Below are 25,446 nucleotides of genomic sequence, written 5' to 3'. Positions count from 1 at the left end.
GAGGCCGAGGATAGCGCGCGCGTGCTGGATCAGCGTGCGTGCGGCTTCAACCGCAGGTACACCTGCTTGCGTACCTGGGCGACCACTTCGCCGCTTTCGTCGACGACATCGTTGCTGAACCAGCGCAGCACCTTTTCGCCGCCGGCCGCTTCGGCACGCAGTTCGGCCAGCAGTGCATCATCGATGCGGAACGAAGTGCGCACCGTGCCCCGGCCAGGCTTGAGGAAATCGATCGCACCGGCCCGGTCCCACACGTAATAGTCACGGCCGAGGATGTGCAGCAGGCCCAGCATCCAGAATGGATCGGTCATCGCGAACAGGCTGCCGCCGAAATGCGTGCCCACGTAATTGCGGTTCCACGGCCGCAGTCGCAGTGCCACGTCGATCTGCCGGTAATCGGGCGTGATCCGGGTGACGTGGATGCCGGTGAACAGGAACGGCGGCCAGAGGTTGATGCCGAAGCGGAACAGGCGGGCGTTCATGCGGGTCCGGGGCGCGGGGCGAGGTGCCCAGTCTAACCATTCGCATGCGTATGTTGCACCCCGGGAGTCACGTCCCGCCGTCGATCATGAACCCGTCGCGGCCGTTGGCCTTGGCCTGGTACAGGGCGGTGTCGGCGCCTTCCACGAAATGGTGCGGTTGCAGGTCACCGTCGGGCACGCGGGTGAATACCCCGATGGTGAGCGTGACGCCGTCATCGCTGCCATCGCCTGGCGCCGGCAGTGCACGCACGCAGGCAATCAGGTCCTCGATCACCCGGCGCGCGCCCTCGGCCGGCGTATCCGGCAGCACCAGTGCGAATTCGTCGCCACCGTAGCGCGCCGCCATGTCGCGCGGGCGACGGGCATGCGCGCCGATCAGGCGGGCGACATCACGCAGCACGCGGTCACCGACCTGGTGGCCATGGCGGTCGTTGTGGCGCTTGAAGTGGTCGACGTCGATCAGCGCCAGGCTCAATGGCTTGCCACTGCGCCGCGCGGCGTCGCATTCCTGCTGCAGTGACTGCTCGAAGCGCAGGCGGTTGCCCAGGCCGGTGAGGGCATCGCGGTTGGCCAGGCGGTGCCAGGCCGAGATCCGCCACACCGCCCAGACCAGCAGTGCCAGCACCACGCCCAGCATCGCGCTGGCCGGTGCCCACCACAGGTCACCGGTGCGCAGCAGCAGCCAGCTCAGCAGCGGCGGCATCGGCAGCGAACACAGCGCGACCAGCCACGGCAGGCGCAGGCCGAGCAGGATCACGCACAGCGCCACCAGCACGCCACTGATGGCGTGCTGCCAGGCGTGCGGCAGCACGTCGATCTGCTTGTGCTGCAGCAGCATCGAGGTGATGTTGGCCTGGTACTCGCTGCCGCTCATCCAGAACTCGCGGGTGGTCGGGGTCAGCAGGCGAGGCGCGATGCCGCTGGCCGTCATGCCGACCACGATGCGGCGGCCATGCAGCATCGCTCCATCCACGTGCCCATCGAGCACGTCCGCATAGGACACCTGCGGCAGCCGCTCGGGCGGGCCGGCGTAGCGCACGCGCACGTAATCATCGCGACGCCATTGATAGGGCGAGCCCAGCGCCGGGTCGGGGTCGGGCAGGCCGCGTACCGCACCCGCCGGCAGGTCGGCCAGTGCCAGGCCCAGTGCCGGCCAGTGCGGCCGTCCGATACCGGCGTGCAGATAGACGCCGCGGGCGACGCCGTCCCCGTCCACCTCGACATCGGTGTGGCCGATCGCGGCGGCACTGGCGGCGATCTGCGGGATCGGCAGCATTTCCTCGGCCATGCGGTCGCCGGCCGCCGGTGCCGCCAGCACCGGCAGCACCACCCGGCCGTTGCGTCGGATCGCGGCCGCCAGCTCATCATCCTGGCGGCTGTCGCGACGGTCGGGTTCGGACAGCATCAGGTCCAGCGCAACGCGTTCGGCGCCGGCATCGGTCAGGCGGTCCAGCAGGCGGGCATGCACCGAGCGCGGCCAGGGCCACTGGCCGATACGCTGCAGGCTGCCTTCGTCGATGGCCACGATCAGCACGCTGGGGTCGGGGCGGTAGTCCCAGTTGCCGATCAGTGCGTCATAGGCTGCCTCGTCCTGCCGCCACAGCCATTGGCCCTGGCTGGCCACGATGGTCAGCACGCCGGCCAGCAGGGCCAGCAGGATCCGCTTCGACCATGGCAGCGGCGAGCGCCTCACAACAACAACCAGAGCAGCAGTGCACCGCCACCGGCGCCGTAGCACAGGCGGCATGGCAACGGGATCTGCTGGGCAGGAGAGAACTCGCCGGCGTGGCCGTCATCGTCGATGTACTGCACGCGCACGTGCAGCGTGCCGCTCCACGGGCGCTTGAAGCTCACCTGCGGCTGGGCCACGGTTTCATCGATCAGTGGGGCCTTGAAGTCACCGCGGCGATCCACCTGCACCCGGTAGCGCTGGCCTTCGCTGCCGGCCTGCCAGCGCAGGGTGAGCTCGCCGTGCGCGGCCTCGGGCGGTTGCAGTGCCGGGTCCACCGGCTCGTTGCTCAGCTGCAGCGGCAGCGCCTGGCCATAGCGGCCCTGGTGGCCTTCGGCATCGCGCGAGGCCACGCGCCAGTAGTACTGTCCGGGCGGCAGCGGTTGCGCCAGGCGCAGGTCGGTCGCATGGGTAGCCTGCTCCTGCAGTGGCTGCCGGAAGCTGGGTTCGGCGGCGATCTGCAGCACGCTGCTGCGTGCACCGGGGGCCTGGCTCCAGCGGAAGCGCGGGCGGTCGCTGTTGATCGTCTGCCCATGCAGCGGCGATACGGTCAGCGGCGGCGGTGGCTGGTCACTGAGCTCGAAATCGGCGCTCGCATCCAGGCCTTCGACGCCCTGTGCGTCGACCGCGCGCAACAGCAGGCGCAGCTGGCCGGGCGGCAGGTCGCCGATCGCCAACCGGGTGTCGGCGGTGGTGGTGGCGAACAGCAGGATCTCCGGCGTTGCCGCCTGCACCACTTCCACCCGGTAGTGATCGGCGCCAGTGACCGGTTCCCAGGCAAGCAGGGTCGGCAGCGGCGCCAGGCGCAGCGCGTCATTGCGCAGCGCCGGCGCCGGCAGCAGGGCCGAGACCGCGGCGGGGGCCGCATCGGCGCTGCTGCTGCGGGTGGACTGCCCCGGCCGTACCAGCCGCTGGCCATGGGGGTTGCCGACCTGCACCTTGCCCTGCAGGACCTCGGTGGCGCCGACGTGCCCGGTATCCCCGGCGCTGACCCGGAACACCGTGCCGCGCACGCTGCTGGTCGCGGTGGGTGCATCGATGATGTAGCGCGAGGCCGGGCCGCGCGCCGGCGTCACCCGGTTGCTGGCGCGCCCCTGCTGCAGGCGCAGGCGGGTGTCGACCATGCCGGTGTGGCCATAGCGGCTGAGCTGGTCCAGGCGCAGGCGCGAGTATTCGCGCAGCTGCAGGCGCGAGGCATCGGCAAATTCCAGCGTGATGCTGGAATCGCCCTCGGTTTCCACGGTGTCACCGATATGCAGCTGCTCGCCGGCCTGGAGCGCACGGGTCGCCGTGCCATCGGCACCGGACAGCTCGACCTTGCCGCGCACCGACAGCACCCGGGCCGGCGCCGGTTCGGTGCGCAGCCAGCTGATCGGGAAGCGCAGCAGCTGGCCCGGCGGCAACTGGTAGGGGTTGTCGATGCGGTTGTGCTGCTGCAGCTGCTGCCAGCGTACCGAGGGTTTCAGGTACAGCCCCCCCAGGTCCCACAGGGTGTCGCCGGGCCGGACCCGGTAGTTCCAGTCCTGGGCGCCGGCGATGGCAGGCGGCAGGAGGAGGGCGCAGAGCAGGGCGCCCGTTAAACGCATGGCGAACGACAGAGAGCGGACGACGGTCACAGTTTGCAATCCCGGCAATGCGGGGGTGCAGCTGCAAGACCCCATGGCCCCGACCTCATCCCCCCGAACGGATCGTGGCGACCGCAAGGCCGCCAGCGCGCGCATTATTGCCCGCGTTCAGTGCAGGGATTCTGAACGGAGCGGGCTTCCGTTCAGAACAGCAGCGACGCCATCCTGCGGCGGTACTGGCCCACCAGGTCCTCGTCGGAGATCACGTTGAAGGCGTCGATCAAGGCTTTGCGTGGCAGGCCCTCCTCGAATCCACGGTCGATCCGCAGCATTTCCAGGAACTGCGCCAGGGCGGCCTCGTCATGCCCGCCCAGCAGCAGCTGCACGCCGCGCAGGTGGCGGGCCTTGAGATCCTTGCCATCAGCGGCGATGCGGGCCTCCAGCACCTCGGCCGCCGGGGCATCCTTCAGCGCAGCGGCGAAGGCCAGGCGGGCACGGGCGCGCACGGCGCGGTCGTCGGTGGCCAGATTGGCCGGCAGGCCGTCGATCAGGGTACCGGCCTCGTCCACGCCGCCGATCTGCAGCAGGGCCAGGGCCAGGTCGAGCTTCAGCTCATCCTTGTCCGGCTCGGCGGCGATCTGCGCGCGCAGTACGTCGACCTGCGCCTGCGGGTCCAGCGGGGCGTCATCTTCAGGGGCGGCATCGCCGACATCGGCCGGCACGATGCCGTGCTGGGCCAGGAATTCACGCAGCTGGCCTTCCGGAATGGCGCCGGGGAAGCCGTCCACCAGCTGGCCGCCCTTGACCAGGAACACGGTGGGCACCGAGCGGATCTGGAAGGCCGCCGCGATCTGCTGTTCCTTGTCGACATCGACCTTGGCCAGCTCGAAAGCGCCGTTGTACTCGGCAGCCAGCTTTTCCAGCATCGGGCCCAGGGTCTTGCACGGCCCGCACCAGGTGGCCCAGAAGTCGACCAGCACCGGCGTCTGCAGCGACTTCTGCAGGACTTCGGCCTCGAAGGTCGCAGTGGTGGCGTCGAATACGTAGGTCGTCTCGGTCATGGGGGAGGCATCGCTTGGCATCTGGAGACCGATTCTATGGTGACGATCGATGTCGGTCTCAACCCTGCCATCACGGAGTACGCCCTCGAGTGGTGCTGGCGGGCCGGCAGGGGCGCAGTGCAGCGTGTGGATCACCCACTAGCCGGAGGCGACAGGCTTCGATGGGGAGGCGCGCTTGCGACAGGGCGGAACTGCCATGCCTCGAGCATCACGGTAGGCGCAGCAGGCGGATATTGAATTGCTCTGGAATGCGCCGCGCTTGGCGCATCGCGCCGCTACCGCGACAATGCCGTGGTCCATTCCTTTCCAGGTGATTGCGCGCAATGTCCGTGGTCCGGCTTGATCGTTGGTTGGGGCTGCTTGCGGCAGTCGTATTCGTCCTGGCCGTGGCCGGCTTCGGTGCCGGCCTGGACGGCTATGCCCAGGCTCGCCACCCGGTGGCGCTGCTGGGTGCGCGCGGTGTACCGCATGCGCTGGCCTTCAATCTGCTGGGTTTCGTGCTGCCCGGCGTGCTGGCGGTGGCGGTGGCTGAACGCCTGCGCCGCAGTCTGCCGGCCACTGCTGGCTGGGCGCCACGGGTCGGCAGCCAGATGCTGCTGCTGGCCGGTCTGGCCTTTGCCGCGATGGGGCTGCTGCCACTGGACGTGGATGACCTGCATGGGCCCGCCAGCCAGCTGCATGCCAGCGCCTGGATGATCTGGGTGCTGGGTTTCGTCGCCGGCACCGTGCTGCTGGGCGTGTCCCATCTGCGCCAGGCGCATGGCCGGGCCTCGGGCGCAGTGGCCCTGGGCTGCGGCGTGCTGGCCGCGCTGGCGGCGTTCGCCCTGCAGGGCACACTGCCGGCGCCGATGGCACAACGGCTCGCGTTCGCCTGCTGGCTGGTCTGGCTGGCGGCGGCCCTGCCGCTGTCGCGCTCGCGCTGAGACGCCTCCCCGAGCGCCGCGGCGCCGGCGTCCGGCAGGCAGGATTGGAGCCATTTGCCGCACTGCGGTACGCTGTACCGCTTTGCCGCCGCATCCGCGTGTTCCATGACCAGCGCTGAAACCAACGCCTACGACCCGCAGCAGGTTGAATCCGCCGCCCAGCAGTACTGGGACGCCACCCGTGCCTTCGAGGTCGACGAGACTTCGGACAAGCCGAAGTACTACTGCCTGTCGATGCTTCCGTACCCGTCCGGTGCGCTGCACATGGGCCACGTGCGCAATTACACGATCGGCGACGTGATCAGCCGCTACAAGCGCATGACCGGCCACAACGTGCTGCAGCCGATGGGCTGGGACGCGTTCGGCCTGCCGGCGGAAAACGCTGCGATCAAGAACAAGACCGCGCCGGCGGCGTGGACCTACAAGAACATCGACCACATGCGCAGCCAGCTGAAGTCGCTGGGCTATGCCATCGACTGGTCGCGCGAGTTCGCCACCTGCCGTCCGGACTATTACGTCCACGAGCAGCGCATGTTCACCCGCCTGATGCGCAAGGGCCTGGCCTACCGCCGCAACGCGGTGGTGAACTGGGACCCGGTCGACCAGACCGTGCTGGCCAACGAGCAGGTCATCGACGGCCGCGGCTGGCGCTCCGGTGCGCTGGTGGAGAAGCGCGAGATCCCGCAATGGTTCCTGCGCATCACCGACTACGCCCAGGAACTGCTGGACGGCCTGGACGAGCTGGACGGCTGGCCGGAATCGGTCAAGACCATGCAGCGCAACTGGATCGGCCGTTCCGAGGGCCTGGAGATCCAGTTCGATGTGCGCGATGTCGATGGCAGCGCGCTGGACCCGCTGCGCGTGTTCACCACCCGCCCGGACACGGTGATGGGCGTGACCTTCGTGTCGATCGCCGCCGAGCACCCGCTGGCGCTGCATGCGGCGAAGAACAACCCGGAGCTGGCGGCGATGCTGGCCGACCTGAAGCAGGGTGGCGTGTCCGAGGCTGAACTGGAAACCCAGGAAAAGCGCGGCATGGACACCGGCCTGCGCGCGCTGCATCCGGTCACCGGCGAGCCGGTGCCGGTGTGGGTCGCCAACTTCGTGCTGATGGGCTACGGCACCGGCGCGGTGATGGCCGTTCCGGGCCATGACCAGCGCGACAACGAAGTGGCCAACAAGTACGGCCTGCCGATCAAGCAGGTGATCGCGCTGAAGGATGCGCGCACCGAAGAGGAGCGCAACTGGGACGGTAGCCGCTGGCAGGACTGGTACAGCGACAAGAGCCGTGCCTTCGAGCTGGTGAACTCGGCCGAGTTCGACGGCCTGGATTTCCAGGGCGCCTTTGAAGCCCTGGCCGAACGTTTCGAGCGCAAGGCCCAGGGCCAGCGCCGCGTCAACTACCGCCTGCGCGACTGGGGCGTGAGCCGCCAGCGCTACTGGGGCTGCCCGATTCCGGTGATCTACTGCGCCAAGTGCGGCGCGGTGCCGGTGCCGGAAGAGCAGCTGCCGGTGGTGCTGCCGGAAGACGTGGCCTTCGCCGGTACCGGCTCGCCTATCAAGACCGACCCGGAATGGCGCAAGACCACCTGCCCGGATTGCGGCGGCGCGGCCGAGCGCGAGACCGACACCTTCGACACCTTCATGGAGTCGAGCTGGTACTACGCCCGCTACACCTCGCCGGGTGCCCGTGATGCGGTCGACAAGCGCGGCAACTACTGGCTGCCGGTGGACCAGTACATCGGTGGCATCGAGCACGCGATCCTGCACCTGATGTATTTCCGCTTCTACCACAAGCTGCTGCGCGACGCGCGGATGGTGGACAGCAACGAACCGGCGCGCAACCTGCTGTGCCAGGGCATGGTGATCGCCGAAACCTATTACCGCCCGAACCCGGACGGCTCGAAGGACTGGATCAACCCGGCCGACGTGGAAGTGCAGCGCGACGAGCGCGGCCGCATCACCGGCGCCACCCTGATCGCCGACGGCCAGCCGGTGGTGGTCGGTGGTACCGAGAAGATGTCCAAGTCGAAGAACAACGGCGTGGACCCGCAGGCGATGGTCGGCAAGTACGGCGCCGATACCGTGCGCCTGTTCTCGATGTTCGCCGCACCGCCGGAACAGTCGCTGGAGTGGAACGAAGCCGGCGTGGACGGCATGGCCCGCTTCCTGCGCCGCCTCTGGGCCCAGGTGCAGAAGCACGCTGCCGACGGTGCCGCCCCGGCACTGGATGCCGCGGCGCTGGATGCCAACCAGAAGGCGCTGCGCCGCAAGACCCATGAAACCATCGGCAAGGTCGGTGACGACTATGGCCGCCGCCACAGCTTCAATACCGCGATCGCTGCGGTGATGGAGCTGATGAACGCGCTGGCCAAGTTCGAGGATGGCAGCGAGCAGGGCCGCGCGGTGCGCCAGGAAGCGCTGCAGGCGATCGTGCTGCTGCTCAACCCGATCACCCCGCATGCCAGCCACGCCCTGTGGCAGGTGCTGGGTCATGGCGAGACGTTGCTGGAAGACCAGCCGTTCCCGCAGGCCGACAGCAGCGCGCTGGTGCGCGATGCGCTGACCCTGGCGGTGCAGGTCAACGGCAAGCTGCGTGGCACCATCGAGGTGGCGGCCGATGCCGCGCGCGAGCAGGTCGAGGCGCTGGCCCTGGCCGAGCCCAACGCGGCCAGGTTCATGGAAGGCCTGACGGTGCGCAAGATCATCATCGTCCCGGGCAAGATCGTGAACATCGTCGCTGCCTGATGTCCCCGGCACCGGTCACCCGCGCGGTGGCCGGTGCCATTCCATGAGCAGGGCCGGGCGCCTGATGGCCCTGCATTCACGCGGCTTCGGGCACGCTGTGTGTTGCCGTGATCGCCCGGCTCCGCCAGACTGTCTCCATGACCCGAATCCTGCTTGCCCTCGTTCTTGTCCTCGGCCTCGCCGGCTGCGGTTTCCATCTGCGCAACAAGCTGATGCTGCCGACCGACACTGCTCCGGTGAAGGTGGTCTCCACCGCCCCGTACAGTGAACTGGTCAAGCTGCTCAACCGCAGCCTGCTGGCCTCCGGTGCCAAGCTGGCCGATGAGGACAGCAAGGGACCCAACGCCCAGCTGCAGGTGCTGTCCGAGCGCTGGGGTGACCTGCCGATCGCCATCGACTCGCAGGGCCGCGCACAGGAATACAGCCTGCGCTACGCGGTGATCTTCATCTTCCGTCGCGAGGATGGCAGCGAACTGGTGCCGCAGCAGGTGATCGAACTGTCGCGCGACTATGTGTCGCCGCCGACCGACGCCACCGGTACCACCACCGAACGCGAAATCCTGGCCACGGAGCTGCGCCGGGAAATGTCCGCCTCGATCATCCGCCGTATCGACAGCGTGGTCCGCGCCGAGATCGAGAAGGGCGGCAGCCTGTCCGCGCCGAAGGCCAAGCCGATCGAGGGTGCGGTGCCGGCCGCCGACGTCAAGCACTGAGCGGCAGCGACGATGGAACTGCGTCCGGAGCAGCTGGCCAGCCAGGGCGCTGACACCCCGTTGGCGCCGGTGTACCTGATCGCAGGCCCGGAAACCCTGCGCGTGCTGGAGGCGGCAGATGCCGTCCGCGCGCGCGCGCGCGCCTCCGGCATCGGCGAACGCGAAGTGTTCGACGCCGACGGGCGGGATTTCGACTGGAACCAGCTCGACGCCAGCTTCAATGCGCCCAGCCTGTTCAGCGCCCGCCGCTTGGTCGAGGTGCGCCTGCCCAGCGGCAAGCCCGGCAAGGACGGCGCCGAAGTGATCAGCCAGTTCTGCGCCAATCCGGCGCCGGACGTGGTGCTGATGATCACCGCCAATGAATGGAGCAAGGCCCATCAGGGCAAGTGGGCCGAGGCGGTCAGCCGCATCGGCGTGCTGTCGGTGGCCTGGGCGATCAAGCCGCACGAACTGCCGGACTGGATCGAGCGCCGCCTGCGCGGCAAGGGCCTGCGTGCCGACCCGGCCGCCGTGCAGCGCCTGGCCGAGCGGGTGGAGGGCAACCTGCTGGCCGCCGCCCAGGAAATCGACAAGCTGGCGCTGTTGGCCGATGGCCAGCCGCTGGATGTGGAGCGGATGGAATCGCTGGTGGCTGACGCTGCCCGCTACGACGTGTTCCGACTGGTGGAGGCGACGTTCTCCGGCCAGCCGCCGGCCGTGCTGCGCATGCTGGCTGGCCTGCGCGGCGAAGGCGAAGCGGTGGCCGCACTGATGCCGATCGTGATCCGTGAACTGCTGGCCGGTGCCGGCCTGGCCCGTGTGCAGGCCCGTGGCGGCAATCTGGCCGCCGAAATGAAATCGCGTGGCATCTGGGAATCACGGCAGGCGCCCTACAAGCGCGCGCTGCAGCGGCACCCGGAAGGCAAGCGCTGGGAACGCTTCGTGGCCGAAGCCGGGCTGGTCGACCGCATCGCCAAGGGGCGGGCCGACGGCGATGCCTGGCTGGCGCTGGAGCGCCTGCTGGTGGCCGTGGCCGAACCGCGTGCCGTGCGCCTGCTGGCGCGGGCCTGAGCGATGAGCCTGCGGATCTATTACGGGGGCACCTTCGATCCGGTGCACCTGGGGCATCTGGCAATCGCGCGAGCCGCCCGGGACGAACTGCAGGTGGCCGTGCGCATGTTGCCGGCAGGCGATCCGCCGCACCGTGCGGTGCCCGGCGCTACCGCCGAGCAGCGCTGCACCATGTTGTCGCTGGCCATCGGCGACGAACCGGGCCTGCTGCTGGACCGTCGTGAACTGGACCGTGCCACGCGCTATCCCGGTCGTCCGTCCTACACCGTCGATACCCTGCGCGAGCTGCGTGGCGAGCTGGGCCCAAGCCGGCCATTGGCCTGGCTGGTGGGCGCCGACAGCCTGCTGGGCCTGTCCGGCTGGCACGAATGGGAGGCCCTGTTCGGGCTGGCCCACTTCGTGGTGGCCGAGCGGCCGGGCAGCCCGCTGCAGGCGTCGATCGACGGTGAACTGGGGCGTGCCCTGCAGGGGCGCTGGGCCGACAACGAACAGGCCCTGTTCGCCAGCCCGGCCGGACGCATCCTGCGCCTGCACCACCCGCTGCGCGAGGAATCGGCCAGCGCCGTGCGCTCGCAGATCGCCGCCGGTGGCCCCTGGCGCGCCCTGCTGCCGCCGGCTGTCGCGGACTACGTCGCTGCACACGGGCTGTACCGCCCGGCCACAGCGTGAATGGCGCCGCCGTGCCATCCCCGTATAATCGCCCCCACGTTTATCGAGTCGATCCACTTTGAGCAACCAGACCCAGCCCCAGACCATCAAGGTCGATCTGCCCAGCCCGCCGCCGTCCGTGCCGGAACTGCTGGCCAGCGTCCGCCAAGCCACCGAAGACCTGAAGGCCAAGGACCTGGTCGAGATCGACGTGCGCGGCCGGTCCAGCGTTGCCGACTACATGATCGTCGTTTCGGGCACCTCGACCCGCCACGTCAAGTCGATCGCCGATGAAGTCGTGCGCTTCGCCAAGAACCTCGACGTGATGCCGCTGGGTGTTGAAGGCGAGCGCGAAGCCGAGTGGGTGCTGGTCGATCTGGGCGACGTGATCGTCCACGTGATGCTGCCGCGCGTGCGTGAGTTCTACGCCCTCGAGCGCCTGTGGACCGTCGGCGACCAGCCGCCGTCCAGCGACGACGAAGTGGCCTGAGCCGCACGTTGATGCATCCCTTCGACGGCGCCGATGGCGCCGTCGACGTTTTGGAGGACCGTGTAGATGAAAGCCCGCCTGATCGCCACCGGTGAACGCGCGCCCAGCTGGGTCGCGCAGGGCTTCGCCGAGTACCAGAAGCGGCTGTCGCACTGGCTGCCGTTCGAGCTGGTGGAAATCGAGCCCGGCTTGCGCGGCAAGGGGCGTGATCCGCGCCGCGCCACTGAAGAGGAAGGCAAGCGGGTCATCGCTGCGCTGCCGAAGAACGCCTATGTGGTGGCGTTGGATGTGCCAGGACGACAGCTGAGTTCCGAACAGCTGGCACAGCGCCTGGAGCATTGGCGCGGGCAGGGCCGCGACCTGGCGTTCCTGATCGGTGGCCCGGAAGGGCATTCGCCGGAGGTGTCCGCGCTGGCCGATGAGAAGTGGTCGATCGGACCGCTGACGCTGCCGCACATGCTGGTGCGCCTGGTGGTGGCCGAGCAGCTGTATCGGGCCGCCGCAATGATTGCCAATCACCCCTACCATCGCGCGTGAAGAGTGGTTATACTAGTCGTCTGCCCGAATAGCTCAGCCGGTTAGAGCACTTGACTGTTAATCAGGGGGTCGTTGGTTCGAGTCCAACTTCGGGCGCCACCTTGAAAAACCTGCATCGCGAGATGCGGGTTTTTTTTTGTCGCTACACTCTGCTGCTGCAACCATGGATGCCGATCATGCGCGTGCTGCTGTCCTCGAGCTTCCTGCTGCTGGCGATGGTGCCGTTCGCCACAACGAAAGCCGCGCCTTCCACCTGGCATCCGCCACAGGGCACCACCGAGCTCCCGTTGTGGCCGCAGGGCACGGTGATCGCGCCGCCGAAGTTGAAGGGACCCGAGCAGGTCAGCGAAGTGATCTCCGAAGGCAGTGGCGAACACTGGATGATGCTGCAGAACGTCGCTGCGCCGACCCTCACCGTGTTTCCGCCGAAGGGACCGGCCACCGGCACCGCAGTGATGGTGGTGCCTGGCGGAGGCTATCGGGTGCTGGCGATGGACCTGGAAGGCAGCGAGATCTGCGACTGGCTGACCGCACAGGGCATCACCTGTGCATTGCTGAAGTACCGGGTACCAGCCTCTGGCCCGAACTGGGACCCCGAGTGCAACTGCCGCGACTTTCCGGAAGTGCCGATGGCCCTGCAGGATGCACAGCGTGCAATGGGCCTGCTGCGCGCACAGGCCGAGCGCTGGTCAATCAATCCCAAGCGGGTCGGGGCGATCGGCTTTTCCGCCGGTGGTCACGTGGTGGCTGGACTGAGCACGCACGCGCTGCGCAGCTACGCGCCGGTCGATGCTGCGGATGAGCAACCCAGCCGTCCCGATTTCGCCATGGTGATGTATTCCGGGCACCTGTGGGCTGGGCACGGGAAGGGATTGTCGCTGGTCAGGGACATCACCGTGGATGACAAGGTGCCGCCGACGTTCATCGCGCAGGCCACCGACGATCGCACCGATGACGTGCGCGAATCGCTGGCCTATTACCGTGCCCTGGCGGACGCGGGGGTGCCGGTGGAAATGCATCTGTTCGCACGCGGCGGCCACGCATTCGGGTTGCGCATGAAGGATGCACCGGTAGCGGCGTGGCCGCAGCTGGCCGAGCGCTGGATGCAGGATATCGGCATGCTGGCGGATCGCCAGTTGTAGAGCCGAGCCATGCTCGGCTGCCTGTGTGAAGCCGCGCGTGGGCTCGGCTCTACAGTGCCAGCTCACCTCTGCAGAAGGCCACCAGCGTGGCGATCGCCACCGCCAGGATCGCGCCGAACAGTACCCACTCCCAGCGCGTGAATACCCGCTCGCCGCGCTGGCGCCGGGTCAAAGCGAACAACACCACGCCGGGCACGTACAGCAGTACCGACAGCAGCAGGTTGTCCAGGCCGCCGGCATACACCAGCCACAGCGCATAGGCGCTGGCCAGCAGTGCGACCCCGAAATCGCGCCAGCGCACGCCTGGTTCGCCGGCGTAGGCCTGCCCGCGCCAGGCCAGCTGCACGCCGAACGCGGTGGACAGGAAGTAGGGCACCAGGCTCATCGACGCAGCGAGCAGCACCAGCCCGGTGTAGCTGCCCGAACTGACCAGCACCATCAGCAGGAACAACTGGATCAGGCCATTGCTCAACCACAGTGCATTGGCCGGCACGCCACGCGCGTTCTCGCGGCCGAGGAAGGCCGGCATGGTGCCGTCACCGGCGGCGGCATACAGCACTTCGGCGCACAGCAGCACCCAGGCCAGCAATGCGCCGAGTACGGAGACGATCGAACCGATGATGATCACCGTCGCGCCCCATTCGCCGACGATGGCGCGCAGCACGTAGGCCATCGACGGATTGGGCAGCCCGGCCAGTTCGGCCTGCGACAGCACGCCCATCGACAGCAGGCTGACCAGTACCAGCAGCAGCCAGACCCCGAGGAAACCGATCACCGTGGCACGGCCAACGTCGGCACGGCGCGCGGCACGCCGCGAATAGATGCTGGCCCCTTCGATGCCGATGAACACCCACACGGTCACCAGCATCATGCCGCGCAGCTGCTGGCCGAGGTCGCCGAGTGCGGGCGTACCGAGGAAATCGGCGCGGAACACGTCCATGCGGAACGCGCCCGCCGCCAGGATCAGGAACAACGCGATCGGCAGCAGCTTGGCCACCGTCACCAGGCCGTTGACGATGGCGGCCGTGCGCAGGCCGCGCAGCACCAGCAGGTGCACGGTCCACAGCAGCAGTGATGAAGCGGCTACGGCGGCGGGTGTATTGCCTTCACCGAAGACCGGCACGAAGTGGCCGAGGCCACTGAAGATCAGTACGAAGAAGCTGGCGTTGCCGAGCACCGACGCCACCCAGTAGCCCCACGCCGCGGAGAAGCCGATGTAGTTGCCGAAGCCTTCGCGCGCATAGGCGTAGATGCCGGTATCCAGGTCGGGGCGACGATTGGCCAGGGCCTGGAACACGAAGGCCAGCATCAGCATGCCGGCGCCACTGACCGCCCAGCCGATCAAGGCGGCGGCCGGGCCGGCGCTGCGCGCGACGTTCTGCGGCAGTGAAAAGATGCCGGCGCCGACCATCGAGCCGACTACCAGTGCAGTCAACGCGGGCAGGCCCAGCCGTTGCGATGTCGCGGCCATGGAGATCCCCTGCGGCGCGAATGCCGCGAGCATACGGTAGCCATGTCCTCGTGAACATGTCCGCAAGAGTCAGCAGGCAAGCGCCAGCCTGCAGGAACCGGCCCGCGTGAAAACGACGAAGGCCCGGGCAACGGCCCGGGCCTTCGAAGGTGACGCTGCAACCGGTCTTACTTGAACGTGTACTTGAAGCCGACGGTGTAGTAACGGCCCAGCGCACCGGAGAAGTGCATCGGGTTGTAGTTCACCGCGCCGTAGGTGGTCGGATCGAGCGGGGCGATGCGGTCGAACACGTTGGCCACCGAGGCGTTGAGTTCGAACGAGTCGTTGATGCTCCAGCGACCGGACAGGTCCATCGTGGTGAACGAAGAGATCTTCTTCACCGGCGTACCGTCAGCGTAGAAGGCCAGGTAGCTGCCACCACGGCTGTCGATGTTGTCCATCTTGCTGATGTAGTTGACGATGCCGCTGACGCTCCACGGGCCCTGCTTCCAGGTGGTGCCGAAGTTGACCTTGTCCTTCGGCGTACCGATGCAGTTGGTGACGTCGCAGTTGCCGTGGGTACCCACGTAATCAACCGTGTCGCCGCCTTCGGTGCGCTCGAACTTCAGGATGTGGCTCCACTGCAGGTCCAGCTCCAGCTGGCCCGGGCCGATCTCGAAGGTCTGGCGGATATCGGTATCGATACCGCGCACGCGCGACGAGCTGGCATTCACGTAGCCGGTGTTGACCGCCAGGATGGTGCCGCTGTTGGCCACGCCATTGAGATTGTTGCTGTCGCGCAGCACGTTGCCGGCCAGGATCGCCGCCGCCGTGCTGCCCTGCACGATCTCGTTGGTACGCTTGATCTGCCAGGCATCGACGGTCATCGAGGTGGTCGAAGTCGGCTGCAGCACGATGCCGACCGAGTAGCTCTTGGACTCTTCCGGCTTCAGCAGCTTGTTCGGCTTGGTGATGATCGCCACCGAATTGGCGCCACATTCGCTGGCAGCGCCGCCGCTGATCTGGCAACGCACCGGGTCGACCGCAGTGGAGAAGGCGGCCAGGCCACCGTCACCGTTCTCGGCCGGGTTCGGCGCGCGGAAACCTTCGGCGTAGCTGGCGCGCAGGGCGATCCAGTCGGCCGGGGTCCACTTCACGCCCAGCTTCGGCGTAGCCTTGCCTTCGCCGCTTTCGTACTTGTCGTAACGCAGGGCGCCGGACAGTTCCAGCTGTTCCAGCACCGGTGCCGACAGTTCGACGTAGCCGGCGTAGACGTTCTGGGTGCCGTCATAGGCCGAGTAGCCCAGGCCGATGATGTCGCCCTGGTCGGTGTAGGTCTGCGGGGTCAGGCTGTTGCTGGTCTTGCGCCACTCGGTACCGATCGCCAGGCCCAGCGGACCACCCTTCAGGTCCATCAGGCTGCGCGAGACGGTGAAGTCGAACATGTCCAGGCTGGACTTGGCGCGGGCGCTGATCGTGGGCGAGATGTAGTCGTACAGCGCCTGCGAGTTCTTGCCGGCATCATCACCGATACGCCACACGCCACCGGCGCAGTTGGCATTGCCCAGTGCACACTGGACGGCGCTGTAGCGCAGGAAGCCGGTGCGCTTGTTGGTCAGGTCGGTGCCCGAGTGCAGGTAGGCGGTGTCGTAGCTCCAGTCGCCCCAGTTGCCCTTGATGCCGACCAGGAAGCGGTTGAACTCATTGGTGTTGTCGGTCACGCGCGGGCCGACATCCCAGGCCGAGTAACGCACGCGGCGCGCCGTGCCCGGGGTCGGGTTGTCGGGATGGTTCGGGCCCAGCACGGTGGCACCGGGGCCACTGTTGGCATTGACCGGGCCGCCCGGATAGCCCCAGCCGCCCGACACGCCGGACGGGGTGTTGCTGAAGATGGTTTCCTTCTTCGAGTAGCCGATCTCGGTGTAGATCTCGCCGCCTTCACCGAAGGCGAAGCTGGCGCGACCGAACACGTTGACGTACTTCTCTTCCGGAATCAGGTCGCGGTACTGCTGCGCCGGATCCCACAGGCAGCCATCGGCGGCGATGCTGGCCGGGGTCTGCCCACCGATGGTGGTCAGGCCGGCGCAACCCGGCAGCGGCACCAGATGGCCGGTGGCGTCGAGGTAGGAGCCGTTCGGGCCGGAACCGCCGGAGGTGCCACCACGGGTGTAGGCACCGCCGAGGAACTGGGCGGTCTTGTCATAGCCCCACGGGCGGGTGTCACCGGTACCGATCCACTTGCGGTTCTTGCGGTCGCTGATCTTGATCGCGTCGGTCTTGCCAACGTCCAGGCTGAAGAAGGCGTTCCAGCCATCGGTGGCCAGGTCACCGGTACCGGCGGTCAGGGTTGCTTTCCGGGCGTCGCCATCGCTGTCACCGGACAGGCCGTAGGAGCCACGCAGGATGGCGCCCTGGAAGTCGCTGCGCAGGATGATGTTGACCACGCCGGCGATGGCATCGGAGCCGTAGATCGCCGAAGCGCCGTCCTTCAGGACTTCCACGCGCTCGACGGCATCGAGCGGAATGGTGCTGAGGTCGGTGAAGACCTTCTGTCCGTCATCGGCCAGGCCATAGGTGGCCATGCGGCGGCCGTTCAACAGTACCAGCGTCGAGCCGGCGCCCAGGCCGCGCAGCGAGATGCCGGCGCCACCGCCGGCGAAACCGTTGCCGAAGGTCTTGGGAATCGAGCCGGCGCCATCGGCGGTGATGGTCTGCAGGTACTCGGCCAGCGAGGTCTTGCCGGTGCGGTCGATTTCCTGGCGGGTCACCACCTGCACCGGCGACGGTGTCTCGGTGTTGGTGCGCGGGATGTTGGAGCCGGTGACCGTGATGCGGTCGAGGTTGGTGGCCTTTTCCTGCGCGAAGGCGGAGGAGGAAGCGACGGCGCCGGCCAGCAGCAGGGCGCCGCCGGTGAGGATGTGGGTGATGGACGATGCCAGGGTGCTGCGGCGGCGGCTGGCGGGCCGTTGGATCGGGTGTTTCACAGCTTCTCTCCTAACTGGAAAACCGTAGCGTTGAGGGCTGTCGCCGGATCGATACCGGGACGCGCCAATCTAGGTTTCCTGCAGGTGACGAAGTCGTGAAATTTTGCTTAATCGGTAACGCTTGGTCCCTGGCCTGTCCGCATTTCCCGGGCAGCGGCAGGGACCGGCCCGGCGCGAGGCCGGGCCGGTGGTGGGGCTCAGTCGGGCAGCGAGAACTGTACCGGTACCAGGCCGATGGCCGGAACTGCCACGCCGTCACGCTGGGCAGGCTCGAAGCGCCAGTGCCGGAGCACCTGCTGGCGGGCGGCCTGGTCCAGGTTGCGCGAGCCGCTGCTGCGCTCGACGCTGACCGCGACCGGTTGGCCATGGCTGTCCACTTCCACCCGCAACAGCACCGTGCCCTGTTCGTGGTTGCGCAGGGACTGGATGGGGTAGGTCGGCGGCGGGGCGCTGCGGTACTGCAGCTGGGCGCCGGCCAGAGGGGTGGACGTGTCGATGCTGGGCGCCAGCTGCGGCGGAGCCGGTTCGGCGGCCGGCAACGCGATGCCCTGGGTCTCCTCCACGGTCGCGGTGGGCGCGGGCAGTGGCGGCACCACCGGCTGCGTTCGCGGTTTCGGCACCACCTGGACGATCTCCTTGGGCGTGACCGGAACCGGCGGCGTTGGTGGTGGCGGGATCTTCTCGATCAGCCGGACCGGCGTCTTTTCACGCGGGACCTGCACGGCCTGGTAGGTCGCAGGGATGAGCAGCAACAGGAAGGCCAGCAGGTGCAGGGCGATCGCCGCGCTCCAGGCGGCCACCCGGGCGGGGTCGAAATGCAGGGATGCAACGGGGTACGTACGAACCATGATCCACCTCCATGCCAGTGACGAAGTCCTCAACGCACCAGGGCCCGTGGCGGGGTTGCCGCACGCGGCTGGCAGTCCATCAGTAGCGCGGCACGACGGCTACTGCCTAGAGGCAGGGGCAGGATCGTTGGGCTGGCCTTCAGCCAGTGTCGGCGGAGGGCACGAAAAAGGCGGGCCCCCTGCGGGACCCGCCTGTGTCGTCGACCGCGGCGGACGCGATCAGCGGCCCAGTTCGAACACCACGTCCAGGTTGACCGAGACGGTCGATTCGCCCGGTGCGACCGGGGTGGCCTTGTCCATCGCCGCACCGGCCGCCATGGTGCGCATCATCTGCATCGGGCGGAAACCGCCGCTGCTGTTCTCGGAGATGCTGACGATGCGGCGCACCTGCAGGCCCAGCGACTTGGCATAGGTCTGGGCGCGGGCCTGGGCCTTCTTCAGCGCGGCCAGGCGGGCTTCGTCATAGACCGGTTCGGGCTGGTCGATCTCAAACTGCGGACCGTTGATCTGGTTGGCGCCCTGAGCGGCCAGCGCATCGAGCACCTTGCCGAGCTTGGCGATGTCACGGACCTTCAGGCTGACCGTGTTGCTGGCCTGGTAGCCGGTGATCTTCGGCGCCTCGTTGTCGGCATAGCGGTACTGCGGGTTGAGGCTGACGCCGCTGGTCTGCACGTCGCGCTCGGCGATGCCGGCGGCCTTGATCGCGGCCAGCACCTTGTCCATCTGCTGGGCGTTCTGGCGCATGGCGCTGTTGCCGTCGGCGGCCTGGGTGACCACGCCGGCCGACAGGGTGGCGACGTCCGGCACGCGGGTGGCCTCGGCGTTGGCCGAAATGTTCAGCAGGGTGCCTTCGGCCGCGGCGGCGATCGACGGCGACGACGGAGCAGCATGGGCAGTCATCGAGGTTCCAAGGGCGAGGGACAGGGCGAGCAGCAGCGGGGTGGCGGTCAGGCGCATGGGATCTCCTTGTTGTGCGGTGAGGGTGGTGTCGTAGCGATGAACGCGCTGTGAGCCTGTAAGGGGTTGTACGCGTTCCGTAACGGGTTGCCGACGATTCAGGTGACGGGCTCAGGTTATGCTGTGCCGATGCTCTATCTTGCTTCCCGCTCCCCCCGACGCAACCAGTTGCTGGCCCGACTCGGACGCCCTTTCCAGGCCCTGGACCTGGAGGTCGTCGAGCAGCGCGCCGCGACCGAGAGTGCCGAACAGTATGTGTGCCGGGTCGCCGCCGACAAGGCGCGCGCCGGGCTGGCCCGGGTGCTGGCCGAAGACCCGCAGGCGCGGGTGCTCGGCTCGGACACCGAGGTGGTGCTGGACGGTGAAGTGTTCGGCAAGCCGGCCGACGCCGCCGGCGCGCGCGCGATGCTGGCGCGCCTGGCCGGGCGCACCCACCAGGTGATGACTGCGGTGGTGGTGGTCGGCGCCGACGGGCTGGACAGCGAACTGGTCATTTCCGAAGTGACCTTCGCCCCGATCGCCGCCGCCGACATCGCCGCCTATGTCGCCACCGGCGAGCCGTTGGACAAGGCCGGGGCCTACGCCATCCAGGGCGGGGCCGAGCGCTGGATCGAACATCTTTCCGGCAGCTACTCCGGCGTCATGGGGCTGCCATTGCTGCATACCGATCGTCTGCTGGCGCGCTGTGGCGTGCCGGCCCCCATTGCCGATGCCGCCAGGGAGGCTGCCGATGTCTGAGGAAATCCTGGTCAATGTGACCCCCCGCGAAACCCGGGTCGCGGTGATCGAGAACGGCATGCTGCAGGAACTGCACATCGAGCGCGGCTGGCGCCGGGGTGTGGTCGGCAACATCTACAAGGGCAAGGTGCAGCGGGTCATGCCCGGCATGCAGGCCGCGTTCGTCGAGGTCGGCCTGGAGCGCGCCGCGTTCCTGCACGCCAACGACGTGGTGCGCCCGGCCCCGGTGGCCAGTGCCGACACCGAGAACACGACGCTGCCGCCGCCGGCCAGCGTGCCGATCGTCGAGCTGCTGCGTGACGGCCAGGACATCGTGGTGCAGGTGGTGAAGGACCCGATCGGCACCAAGGGTGCACGCCTGACCACGCAGATCAGCATTCCCTCGCGCTACATGGTGCTGCTGCCGCAGTCCAAGGTGGTGGGGGTGTCCGCGCGCATCGAGGATGAAACCGAGCGCGCCCGCCTGAAGGCGCTGGTGACCGAGTTGTCGGCGCAGCACGGCGGCTACGGCTACATCGTGCGCACCAACGCCGAAGGCCAGCCGGCCGAGGCCATCGCCGAGGACATCGCCTACCTGTCGCGCGTGTGGAACGTGGTCGAGCGCCGCGGCCGCGAAGCGCCGTCGTGCAGCATCATCTATGAAGACCTGAGCCTGCCGCTGCGGTCGGTGCGCGACCTGATCCGCAAGGACGTGGACAAGGTGAAGGTGGACTCGAAGGAGACCTTCGGCCAACTGCAGGCCTTCGTCGCCAAGTACATGCCGGTGCTGGCCGAGAAGCTGGAGCTGTACTCCGGTGACCGCCCGATCTTCGACATGTTCGGCGTGGAGGACGAGATCGGCCGCGCGCTGGACAAGCAGGTGCCGCTGAAATCCGGTGGTTACCTGGTGATCGACCAGACCGAGGCGATGACCACCATCGACGTCAATACCGGTTCGTTCCTCGGCCAGCGCAACCTGGAAGAGACGGTGTTCCGCACCAACCTGGAAGCGGCACAGGCGGTGGCCCGCCAGCTGCGCCTGCGCAACCTGGGCGGCATCATCATCATCGACTTCATCGACATGGACGATGCCGAGCATCGCCGCCAGGTGCTGCGCACGCTGGAAAAGGCGCTGGCCCGCGACCATGCCAAGACCACGGTGTACGACTTCTCGCCGCTGGGGCTGGTGGAGATGACGCGCAAGCGCACGGTGGAAAGCCTGGAGCGCCAGCTGTCGGAAACGTGCCCGCAGTGCAGTGGCCGCGGCAGCATCAAGACCACCGAGACGGTGACCTATGAGATCTTCCGCGAGATCACCCGTGCCGTGCGCCAGTTCGATGCTGCGCGCCTGCTGGTGATCGCCTCGACCAAGGTGGTCGCGCGCATTACCGATGAGGAATCCTCGGCGGTGGCCGAGCTGGAAGAGTTCCTCGGCAAGAGCATCCGCTTCCAGGCGGACGAGCAGTACCTGCAGGAGCAATTCGATGTCGTTCTGCTCTGATCCTCGCCGGCTGCAGGCCGGCGGTGGCCGATGAGCGCGCCGCCGCGCCTGCGACTGCGAAGGATCCGCCGTCATTTCATTGCCGCCTGTGCGGTGGGCCTGGTCGGGCTTGCACTGCTGGTGGGCACGCTCAGCCAGCTGCTGCCGCTGGCCGAGCGTCATCCTGACAGGATCGCCGCCTGGCTGAGCGAGCGTGCCGGCCAGCCGGTGCGTTTCGACCAGCTGCAGACCGCCTGGACCCGTCGTGGCCCGCTGCTGCAGCTGAAAGGCCTGCGCATCGGCGCCGGGCAGGGCCTGGCGATCGGCGAGGCCGAGGTGCTGGTATCGATGTACAGCGGGCTGCTGCCCGGGCGCTCGCTGACCGAGCTGCGCCTGCGTGGCCTGGCGCTGGATCTGCAGCAGGGCGAGGACGGACGCTGGACGGTGCGCGGGCTGCCGCAATCGGACAACGGCGGCGATCCGCTGGATGCGCTGCGCCGGCTGGGCGAGCTGCAGGTGATCGGGGGGCGCCTGGGCGTGCACGCGCCGACGTTGGGCATCGACACCACGCTGCCGCGCATCGACCTGCGCATGCGGGTCAATGGCGATCGCCTGCGCGTGGGCGTACGCGCCTGGGCGCAGCCCGAAGCGCTGCCGCTGACCGCGGTGCTGGACGTGGACCGTGCGCGCGGCAACGGCGAGGCCTGGCTGGGCGCCGACCCGGTCGATTTCCACGCCTGGGCGCCCTTGCTGGCGGCTGGCGGCGTGCGCCTGCGCGAGGGCAAGGGCGAGTTGAACCTGTGGTTGACCCTGCGCGATTTCGCGCCGGTGGCGCTGACCACGGATTCGGACCTGCGCGACGTGCGTATCGATGGCGCACCGATACCCGGCATGGCGGCGCCGCAGCTGCAGCTGCAGCGACTGCAGGCCCGCCTGCGCTGGCAGCGCCAGGCCGAGGGCTGGGCGCTGCAGGTACCGCAGCTGCGGCTGAAGAATGAAGACGGCGAGCAGCGCCTCGATGGCCTGCAGCTGCAGGTCGGCAAACAGCTGCAGGTCCGTTCCGGTGAAGTGCAGGCCGGCATCGCACTGCGTGCGCTGGCCCTGAGTGATCGCCTTGAGCCGGGCCTGCGTCGCTGGCTGTTCCTGTCCAGGCCGCAGCTGGACGTGCGCGCGTTGCAGCTGTCGGGCGAACGCGATGGCCCCCTGTGGGCGCAGGGTGAACTGCAGTCGCTGGGTTTCGCCAGCGTGGGCAACTCGCCCGGCCTGCGCGGCCTGGGCGGGCGCTTTGAAGGCGACGCCGACGGCTTCAGCCTGCAGCTGCAACCGCAACGGCAGCTGCAGTTCGATTGGCCGACCGGCTTCGGCGTGCGCCATGACCTGCACCTGGCCGGACAGATCGTGGGCTGGCGCGACGAGGGCGGTGGTTGGCGGATCGGGACGCCGGCGATGCGTGTGGAAGGCACCGACTACGCGGCCGACGTGCGCGGCGGGGTCTGGTTCCAGGGCGACGGCACGCGGCCGTGGCTGCAGCTGGCCGCGAAGCTGGACGACGTGCCGATGACGGCGGCCAAGCGCTTCTGGATCCACTCCAAGATGAGCAAGGGCGCCACCGACTGGCTGGACATGGCGCTGGCTGGCGGCCAGGTGCGCAATGGCGTCGGCCTGGTCACCGGTGACCTGGACGACTGGCCGTTCGACAACAATGATGGCCGCTTCGAGGCCACCGGCCACATCACCAATGGCGACATCCGCTTCCAGCACGACTGGCCGCTGATGAGCCAGGTCGACGCCGACATCGCCTTCATCGGCCCTGGCTTCGACATGCGTGGACGGGGTGATCTTGCCGGCGTGGCGGTACAGAAATTCGAAGCGGGCATTCCGGACTTCGGGCACCAGCCGTTGTACGTACGTGCCGACGCGCCGAGCGAGGCCGGCAAGCTGCTGGCGATGCTGCGTCAGAGCCCGTTGCACAAGGATTACGGCGATACGCTGGACAATCTGGTCGCCAGTGGTCCGGCCCATGTGACCTTCGATCTGCTGCAGCCGCTGCATCAGGATGAAGGCGAGGGCCACCTGCAGGGCACGGTCGATCTGGCCGGCGTGAAGCTGGTCGACAAGCGCTTCCAGCTGACCTTTGACAACATGCACGGGCAGGCGCGCTACAGCAATGGCGGTTTCGGCGCCGAGGACCTGGCGGTGCGCCACCTCGGCCAGGAAGGACGGCTGAGCCTGCGTGCCGGCGGTTACGTGCATGACAGCACGCGCGCCTTCGAGTCGCAGCTGACCGCCCGCCTCGATGCCAGCGTGCTGATCGACCGTGCTCCCGAGATGGCCTGGCTCAAGCCTTACATCAACGGCAATTCGGCCTGGACCATCGGCGTCAACCTGCCCAAGGTGGCGCCCGGCGCACCTGCGCCGCCGAGCGAGCTGCGACTGGGTTCGGACCTGGTCGGCACCCGGCTCGACCTGCCGGCGCCGCTGGACAAGCCGGCCGCCGAGCCGCTGGCGACCACGGTGGCCGCGCAGCTGCCGATGGGCGCCGGCCGCATCGACGTAGCGTTCGGCCATCGCCTGGCCCTGGCCGCGCGCAGCCACAACAACCAGACCGGTGTGCAGGTCACGCTGGGCAGCGACCATGTCGACCGCGAGCCGCCGGCGAGCGGACTGACGGTCAATGGCCGCAGCCCGACCCTGGATGCGCTGGAGTGGATCAGCCTGGCGCGCGGTGGAAGTGACGACGACGCGATGCCGCTGCGCGCGGTCGACGTGCAGGTCGGCCAGCTCAAGCTGATCGGCGGAGTGTTCGAGCAGACCCGGCTGCAGCTGCACCCGGGCCCGCAGGCACTGGACGTGCGCCTGGATGGGCCGTCGCTGGCCGGCCGCCTGACCGTACCCAACGCCGACGGCGGCACCATCAGCGGCCAGCTTGACCGCGTGCACTGGCAGTCACTGCCGACGGCACCGGGGGCGGCCGCCGCGCCGGCGCGGGTACAGGCCGGTGCCAATGACATGGACCCGGCCAAGCTGCCGCCGTTCGCGCTGGACATCGCCGACCTGAAGTTCGGCAAGGTGGTGCTGGGCCAGGCGGTGCTGCGCACGCGCCCACTGGCCAACGGCCTGAACGTGGACGCGTTGCGCTTCCGCGCGCCGGACCAGGAAATCGACATCACCGGCCGCTGGCTCGGCCGTACGGGCGGCGCCCGTACCGAACTGACCGCGCAGGTGCGCAGCGAGGACCTGGGCGGGCTGATGCAGAACCTTGATTACGGCGGCCAGCTGCGCGGCGGTTCCGGCCAGGCGCAGCTGCAGGCGGCCTGGAGCGGGGGGCCGTCGGACTTCCAGCTGGGCAACCTGCAGGGCAGCCTCGACCTGCATGCGCGCAATGGCCAGCTGCTGGAGCTGGAGCCGGGCGCCGGCCGCGTGCTGGGCCTGCTCAGCGTCGCACAGCTGCCGCGGCGGCTGATGTTCGATTTCCGCGACTTCTTCTCCAAGGGCTTCGCGTTCAACCAGATCGAGGGCAGCATGCAGTTCGGTCAGGGCATGGCGCGCACCGACAAGGTGCTGATCGAAGGCCCGGCGGCCAACATCACCATCCGTGGCCAGGCCGACCTGCGCAACCAGCAGTTCGACCAGACCATCGACGTCAACCCGCGCGCGGGCAACCTGCTGACCGTGGTCGGTGCGGTGGCCGGCGGCCCGGTGGGGGCGGCGCTGGGCGCGGCCACCAATGCGGTATTGTCCAAGCCGCTGGGCGAGATTGGCGCCCGTACCTACAAGGTGACCGGTCCATGGAAGGAGCCGAAGGTGGAAGTGATCGAGCGCAGCCGCGACAAGACCCCATCACCGCCCGTGCCGGCACCTGCACCGGCCATTCCGCCGACCGTCACCGACCTGCCGCGCTCGCGCTGAGCACGGCTTCCTG

General features: G+C 68.4%; 19 protein-coding genes and 1 tRNA gene. 12 read left to right on the top strand and 8 right to left on the bottom strand.

The genetic code is table 11. The features are described from left to right. Nucleotides 1–29: 29 nt before the first annotated feature. From AC5P98_RS14255 to trxA, 4 genes are all read right to left on the bottom strand, one after another. The gene (locus AC5P98_RS14255) at nucleotides 30–482 is read right to left on the bottom strand and encodes a DUF4442 domain-containing protein (RefSeq protein ID WP_014647953.1); all 453 of its coding nucleotides are present in this window, start codon (nucleotides 480–482) and stop codon (nucleotides 30–32) included. Nucleotides 483–549: 67 nt separating this feature from the next. Beyond that, entirely contained in the window at nucleotides 550–2,175 is a 1,626-nt protein-coding gene (locus AC5P98_RS14250; protein ID WP_049406215.1) for a CHASE2 domain-containing protein, read from the bottom strand. After that, on the bottom strand, nucleotides 2,172–3,872 hold the full coding sequence (locus tag AC5P98_RS14245) for a FecR family protein (RefSeq protein WP_032961938.1): 1,701 nt from the start codon (nucleotides 3,870–3,872) through the stop codon (nucleotides 2,172–2,174). Before AC5P98_RS14245 ends, AC5P98_RS14250 begins: the two co-directional genes overlap by 4 nt. Nucleotides 3,873–3,979: 107 nt before the next feature. Then, nucleotides 3,980–4,837, bottom strand: coding sequence for a thioredoxin (gene trxA, locus AC5P98_RS14240; protein WP_014038035.1), 858 nt, complete (start codon nucleotides 4,835–4,837; stop codon nucleotides 3,980–3,982). A 323-nt stretch (nucleotides 4,838–5,160) separates the two neighbouring features. On the opposite strand from trxA, the gene AC5P98_RS14235 reads away from it, so the two are divergent. The 9 genes from AC5P98_RS14235 to AC5P98_RS14195 all read left to right on the top strand — a co-directional run bounded on the left by AC5P98_RS14235 (nucleotide 5,161) and on the right by AC5P98_RS14195 (nucleotide 13,088). Next, entirely contained in the window at nucleotides 5,161–5,760 is a 600-nt protein-coding gene (locus tag AC5P98_RS14235; RefSeq protein WP_495230069.1) for a DUF998 domain-containing protein, read from the top strand. A 105-nt stretch (nucleotides 5,761–5,865) separates the two neighbouring features. Then, nucleotides 5,866–8,508 (top strand): leucine--tRNA ligase, encoded by a 2,643-nt coding sequence (gene leuS / locus AC5P98_RS14230; protein WP_046431889.1) that lies wholly within the window; start codon nucleotides 5,866–5,868, stop codon nucleotides 8,506–8,508. A gap of 137 nt (nucleotides 8,509–8,645) precedes the next feature. Next, nucleotides 8,646–9,221 carry an LPS-assembly lipoprotein LptE gene (locus AC5P98_RS14225; protein WP_032961942.1) on the top strand — a complete coding sequence of 192 codons (576 nt, stop codon included), beginning with the start codon at nucleotides 8,646–8,648 and terminating at the stop codon, nucleotides 9,219–9,221. Between the two features lie 12 nt (nucleotides 9,222–9,233). Continuing rightward, a complete protein-coding gene (gene holA / locus AC5P98_RS14220) occupies nucleotides 9,234–10,271 on the top strand; it encodes a DNA polymerase III subunit delta (RefSeq protein ID WP_032961944.1) in 1,038 nt (345 codons plus the stop codon). Nucleotides 10,272–10,274: 3 nt separating this feature from the next. After that, nucleotides 10,275–10,940: a nicotinate-nucleotide adenylyltransferase gene (gene nadD / locus AC5P98_RS14215; protein ID WP_014647945.1), complete on the top strand. Its 666-nt coding sequence runs from the start codon at nucleotides 10,275–10,277 to the stop codon at nucleotides 10,938–10,940. Between the two features lie 58 nt (nucleotides 10,941–10,998). Then, nucleotides 10,999–11,409, top strand: a complete 411-nt coding sequence (gene rsfS / locus AC5P98_RS14210) for a ribosome silencing factor (RefSeq protein WP_005410536.1) — start codon at nucleotides 10,999–11,001, stop codon at nucleotides 11,407–11,409. A gap of 66 nt (nucleotides 11,410–11,475) precedes the next feature. After that, entirely contained in the window at nucleotides 11,476–11,946 is a 471-nt protein-coding gene (gene rlmH, locus AC5P98_RS14205) for a 23S rRNA (pseudouridine(1915)-N(3))-methyltransferase RlmH (protein WP_014647944.1), read from the top strand. Between the two features lie 22 nt (nucleotides 11,947–11,968). Further along, nucleotides 11,969–12,045, top strand: a tRNA-Asn gene (locus AC5P98_RS14200). Between the two features lie 77 nt (nucleotides 12,046–12,122). Continuing rightward, nucleotides 12,123–13,088, top strand: coding sequence for an alpha/beta hydrolase (locus AC5P98_RS14195; protein ID WP_080354531.1), 966 nt, complete (start codon nucleotides 12,123–12,125; stop codon nucleotides 13,086–13,088). Nucleotides 13,089–13,137: 49 nt separating this feature from the next. Here AC5P98_RS14195 and AC5P98_RS14190 read toward each other — a convergent pair whose 3' ends face one another. The 4 genes from AC5P98_RS14190 to AC5P98_RS14175 all read right to left on the bottom strand — a co-directional run bounded on the left by AC5P98_RS14190 (nucleotide 13,138) and on the right by AC5P98_RS14175 (nucleotide 19,327). Beyond that, on the bottom strand, nucleotides 13,138–14,559 hold the full coding sequence (locus AC5P98_RS14190; protein ID WP_046431885.1) for a basic amino acid/polyamine antiporter: 1,422 nt from the start codon (nucleotides 14,557–14,559) through the stop codon (nucleotides 13,138–13,140). Between the two features lie 167 nt (nucleotides 14,560–14,726). Continuing rightward, the gene (locus AC5P98_RS14185; RefSeq protein ID WP_014647941.1) at nucleotides 14,727–17,522 is read right to left on the bottom strand and encodes a TonB-dependent receptor; all 2,796 of its coding nucleotides are present in this window, start codon (nucleotides 17,520–17,522) and stop codon (nucleotides 14,727–14,729) included. A gap of 197 nt (nucleotides 17,523–17,719) precedes the next feature. After that, the gene (locus tag AC5P98_RS14180) at nucleotides 17,720–18,370 is read right to left on the bottom strand and encodes an energy transducer TonB (protein ID WP_049406597.1); all 651 of its coding nucleotides are present in this window, start codon (nucleotides 18,368–18,370) and stop codon (nucleotides 17,720–17,722) included. Between the two features lie 219 nt (nucleotides 18,371–18,589). Then, complete coding sequence (locus AC5P98_RS14175) at nucleotides 18,590–19,327, bottom strand: SIMPL domain-containing protein (protein WP_049406598.1); 738 nt, start codon at nucleotides 19,325–19,327, stop codon at nucleotides 18,590–18,592. A gap of 129 nt (nucleotides 19,328–19,456) precedes the next feature. On the opposite strand from AC5P98_RS14175, the gene AC5P98_RS14170 reads away from it, so the two are divergent. Genes AC5P98_RS14170 through AC5P98_RS14160 form a run of 3 tightly spaced genes read left to right on the top strand, consistent with a single transcriptional unit; the run spans nucleotide 19,457 to nucleotide 25,433 of the window. After that, entirely contained in the window at nucleotides 19,457–20,065 is a 609-nt protein-coding gene (locus AC5P98_RS14170; RefSeq protein WP_049406600.1) for a Maf family nucleotide pyrophosphatase, read from the top strand. Then, the gene (gene rng / locus AC5P98_RS14165; RefSeq protein WP_005418079.1) at nucleotides 20,058–21,545 is read left to right on the top strand and encodes a ribonuclease G; all 1,488 of its coding nucleotides are present in this window, start codon (nucleotides 20,058–20,060) and stop codon (nucleotides 21,543–21,545) included. Before AC5P98_RS14170 ends, rng begins: the two co-directional genes overlap by 8 nt. A gap of 30 nt (nucleotides 21,546–21,575) precedes the next feature. Next, nucleotides 21,576–25,433, top strand: a complete 3,858-nt coding sequence (locus AC5P98_RS14160; RefSeq protein ID WP_049406602.1) for a YhdP family protein — start codon at nucleotides 21,576–21,578, stop codon at nucleotides 25,431–25,433. The last annotated feature ends 13 nt before the right edge of the window (nucleotides 25,434–25,446 follow it).

This window comes from Stenotrophomonas sp. YJH_SMC_135 (assembly GCF_059372355.1).
This window is presented reverse-complemented; position numbering and strand designations above follow the sequence as displayed.

What these genes read in the sequence shown, in the direction of transcription:
- AC5P98_RS14255 (WP_014647953.1), bottom strand. Translation starts at nt 482, where the DNA reads ATGAACGCCCGCCTGTTCCGCTTCGGCATCAACCTCTGGCCGCCGTTC.
- AC5P98_RS14245 (WP_032961938.1), bottom strand. Translation starts at nt 3,872, where the DNA reads ATGGGGTCTTGCAGCTGCACCCCCGCATTGCCGGGATTGCAAACTGTG.
- trxA (WP_014038035.1), bottom strand. Translation starts at nt 4,837, where the DNA reads ATGACCGAGACGACCTACGTATTCGACGCCACCACTGCGACCTTCGAG.
- AC5P98_RS14235 (WP_495230069.1), top strand. Translation starts at nt 5,161, where the DNA reads ATGTCCGTGGTCCGGCTTGATCGTTGGTTGGGGCTGCTTGCGGCAGTC.
- leuS (WP_046431889.1), top strand. Translation starts at nt 5,866, where the DNA reads ATGACCAGCGCTGAAACCAACGCCTACGACCCGCAGCAGGTTGAATCC.
- AC5P98_RS14225 (WP_032961942.1), top strand. Translation starts at nt 8,646, where the DNA reads ATGACCCGAATCCTGCTTGCCCTCGTTCTTGTCCTCGGCCTCGCCGGC.
- holA (WP_032961944.1), top strand. Translation starts at nt 9,234, where the DNA reads ATGGAACTGCGTCCGGAGCAGCTGGCCAGCCAGGGCGCTGACACCCCG.
- nadD (WP_014647945.1), top strand. Translation starts at nt 10,275, where the DNA reads ATGAGCCTGCGGATCTATTACGGGGGCACCTTCGATCCGGTGCACCTG.
- rlmH (WP_014647944.1), top strand. Translation starts at nt 11,476, where the DNA reads ATGAAAGCCCGCCTGATCGCCACCGGTGAACGCGCGCCCAGCTGGGTC.
- AC5P98_RS14195 (WP_080354531.1), top strand. Translation starts at nt 12,123, where the DNA reads ATGCGCGTGCTGCTGTCCTCGAGCTTCCTGCTGCTGGCGATGGTGCCG.
- AC5P98_RS14190 (WP_046431885.1), bottom strand. Translation starts at nt 14,559, where the DNA reads ATGGCCGCGACATCGCAACGGCTGGGCCTGCCCGCGTTGACTGCACTG.
- AC5P98_RS14180 (WP_049406597.1), bottom strand. Translation starts at nt 18,370, where the DNA reads ATGGTTCGTACGTACCCCGTTGCATCCCTGCATTTCGACCCCGCCCGG.
- AC5P98_RS14175 (WP_049406598.1), bottom strand. Translation starts at nt 19,327, where the DNA reads ATGCGCCTGACCGCCACCCCGCTGCTGCTCGCCCTGTCCCTCGCCCTT.
- AC5P98_RS14170 (WP_049406600.1), top strand. Translation starts at nt 19,457, where the DNA reads ATGCTCTATCTTGCTTCCCGCTCCCCCCGACGCAACCAGTTGCTGGCC.
- rng (WP_005418079.1), top strand. Translation starts at nt 20,058, where the DNA reads ATGTCTGAGGAAATCCTGGTCAATGTGACCCCCCGCGAAACCCGGGTC.
- AC5P98_RS14160 (WP_049406602.1), top strand. Translation starts at nt 21,576, where the DNA reads ATGAGCGCGCCGCCGCGCCTGCGACTGCGAAGGATCCGCCGTCATTTC.